This is a genomic window from Mesorhizobium sp. M2A.F.Ca.ET.039.01.1.1 (genome assembly GCF_003998035.1).
In the GTDB taxonomy this organism is placed as follows: Bacteria; Pseudomonadota; Alphaproteobacteria; order Rhizobiales; family Rhizobiaceae; genus Mesorhizobium.
On record NZ_RZRY01000767.1, the window covers coordinates 1 to 2,745 of the forward strand.

3 protein-coding genes and 1 tRNA gene are annotated in these 2,745 nt (G+C 62.2%); 2 read left to right on the forward strand and 2 right to left on the reverse strand.

Annotated elements, in window-relative coordinates; genetic code table 11:
* Window positions 1-710: exopolysaccharide biosynthesis polyprenyl glycosylphosphotransferase (locus EOA24_RS33335; protein ID WP_127410549.1), on the forward strand; the 710-nt coding region annotated here is incomplete at its 5' end.
* Complete coding sequence (locus EOA24_RS33340) at window positions 707-2,005, forward strand: O-antigen ligase family protein (RefSeq protein WP_126082877.1); 1,299 nt, start codon at window positions 707-709, stop codon at window positions 2,003-2,005. The genes EOA24_RS33335 and EOA24_RS33340, both read left to right, overlap by 4 nt.
* Window positions 2,006-2,035: 30 nt before the next feature.
* Here the strand turns inward: EOA24_RS33340 and EOA24_RS33345 are convergent.
* Window positions 2,036-2,112, reverse strand: a tRNA-Pro gene (locus EOA24_RS33345).
* A gap of 318 nt (window positions 2,113-2,430) precedes the next feature.
* Window positions 2,431-2,745, reverse strand: a 315-nt coding sequence (locus tag EOA24_RS33350; RefSeq protein WP_281059916.1) for a sugar-binding domain-containing protein, incomplete at its 5' end; no start/stop codon positions are given.

Below are 2,745 nucleotides of genomic sequence, written 5' to 3' on the forward strand. Positions count from 1 at the left end.
ACATCCGGCTCTCGGCGCATTCCAACGCGCTGCAGTTCAGGCCCCGCGCCTACTCCTACATCGGCTCCGTGCCGATGCTCGACATCTTCGACAAGCCGATCAACGACTGGGACTCGGTCGCCAAGCGCGCCTTCGATATCGTCTTCTCGCTTGTCGGCATCATCCTCTTTTCGCCGGTAATGCTCGCCACGGCGATCGCCATCAAGCTCGACAGCAAAGGCCCGGTGCTGTTCAAGCAGAAGCGGCACGGCTTCAACAACGAGATCATCGAGGTCTACAAGTTCCGCTCGATGTTCACCGACAGGTCCGACCCGACCGCCAAGCAGACGGTGACCAAGAACGACCCGCGCGTCACCCGCGTCGGACGCTTCATCCGCAAGACCTCGATCGATGAACTGCCGCAGTTCTTCAACTCCCTGTTCGGCTCGCTGTCGCTGGTCGGGCCGCGCCCGCATGCCATCGCCGCGCAGTCGCACAACCTGCTCTACAACGAGGTGGTGGACGGCTATTTCGCCCGCCACAAGGTGAAGCCCGGCGTCACCGGCTGGGCGCAGATCAATGGCTGGCGCGGCGAGATGGACACCAACGAAAAGATCCGCATGCGCACCGAATACGACCTCTATTACATCGAGAACTGGTCGATGCTGTTCGATCTGCGCATCCTGTTCCTGACGCCGATCCGCCTGCTCAACACGGAAAACGCCTATTGAGCGCCGTCGCCCATGAGTTGCAGCCGCGGGCATTGCCGCCTTCGGCGGTCAACGCGAAGCTGATCTCGCTGATCGCGTCGGCCGCGATCGGCATCGGCATCCTGCTCTCCGGCTTCGTCATCAGCGAGCCCGCGCCCTACGAGATCTACATGGCCGGACTGATCGCGGTCTGGGCGCTGTTCGGCCTTCGAATCTCGCGCGCGATCGTTCCCTTGCTGGTGCTTCTGGTGGCGATGAACATTGGCGGCATGATCGCCATGACGCAGATGGCGGATCTCGCCAACACGCCGCTTTATCTCGCCGTCTCGCTGTTCCTGGCCTTCAGCGCGGTGTTCTTCGCCTCGGTGACCTCGGTCCAGCCTAGCCTCTACCGGCTGATCTTCATCGCCTATGTCGTGTCGGCGGTGGCGACGTCGCTGCTCGGCATCGCCGGCTATTTCCATGCCTTTCCCGGCGCTGAGGTGTTCACCAAATACGACCGCGCCGCCGGCGCCTTCCAGGACCCGAACGTGTTCGGGCCGTTCCTGGTGCTGCCTGGCACCTACCTGCTCTACCTGCTGCTCACCGGCCCGGTGTCGCGCATGCCGCTGCTTGCGATGCCGCTGCTCATCATCACCGCCGGCATCTTCTTTTCCTTCTCGCGCGGCGCCTGGGGCATGTTCGCGGTGTCGGCGGTGCTGCTCACGGCATGCCTGTTCCTGCAGAGCGCCAGCGGCAAGTTCCGGCTGCGGGTCGTGGTGATGACGATCGCCGCCGTGGCGCTGCTGGTCATCGCCTTCCTCATCATCCTGCAACTGCCCGGCGTGTCGGACATGTTCACCCAGCGCGCGCAGCTCGAGCAGAGCTACGATTCGGCGCGACTCGGCCGCTTCGCCCGCTACGCGATCGGCTTCCAGCTGGCTATCGAGCATCCGTTCGGCATCGGCCCTCTGGTCTTCGGCACGATCTATGGCGAGGACACGCACGACATCTGGCTGAAGACGCTGATGGATTACGGCTGGCTGGGCTTCGTCTCGTTCCTGACGCTGACCTTATGGACGATCGGCACCGGCTTCCGCATCCTTCTGCGCGACCGGCCATGGCAGCCCTACCTGCTCTGCGCCTATGTCGCCTATCTTGGCAATATAGGCCTCGGCACCTTCATCGACATCGACCACTGGCGCCATCTCTATCTGCTGCTCGGGCTGATCTGGGGCGCCATCGTGCTGGAGTACCGGCATCAGCGGGACTTGCGGCTGGGAGCTCCGCCAAGCAGCCGAACGAACCGACACGAAGCGGTCGCTCCCGGTCGATGAAAGCCTTGGGGCCAAGTCTCAGGTTAAAAATGGTCGGAGTGGCCGGATTCGAACCGACGACCCCTTGACCCCCAGTCAAGTGCGCTACCGGGCTGCGCTACACTCCGGACCGCGCAAAGCCCTATAGTCTCAAAGGTTCAGAAGCAAGAGGCCAATAGGACAAAATCACGCCGGGCCTTCCATCTGTTTTCCACGTTATTCTATTTTTTCGAGCGATTACGGCAGCGAAGCACAGCAGCGTATAACGCGAGGCAAGCCGTGCTCACTCCAAGCCAGCCGAAATTCGGCTACTTTGCCAATTCGTCACCTTTGACAGGCGGCTTACCCTTGCCGGCGTGCTGTGTCGAGAACCAGCCTCATGCGACTATATCGAGTTGCAGAAGTGATATTGCAAGCAATATTGCATCAATTGAAATTTGCGGCAACTACCTCGACGCGCCATGCGCGGCCAGCATGCGGCGCGCGCTTTCCTCGTCGGTGATGAGCACGGTCGGCGCGACCAGGTTCATGGCACCGAGCAGCGCCTCGGTCTTCTCTTCGCCGCCGGAGGTCAGGATTCGGATCGGAGCCTTGCGCAGCCGATCGACATCCACCGACATCACATGGCTGTTGACGGGATGGTCGACCAGGTCGCCCTTGCGGTCGTAGAAATGGAACAGAAGGTCGCCGACGGCGCCACGCGCAAGCAGGGCCTCCCGGTCCGCTTCCTTGAGAAAGCCGCCGCGCGAGAAGGTGGTGGC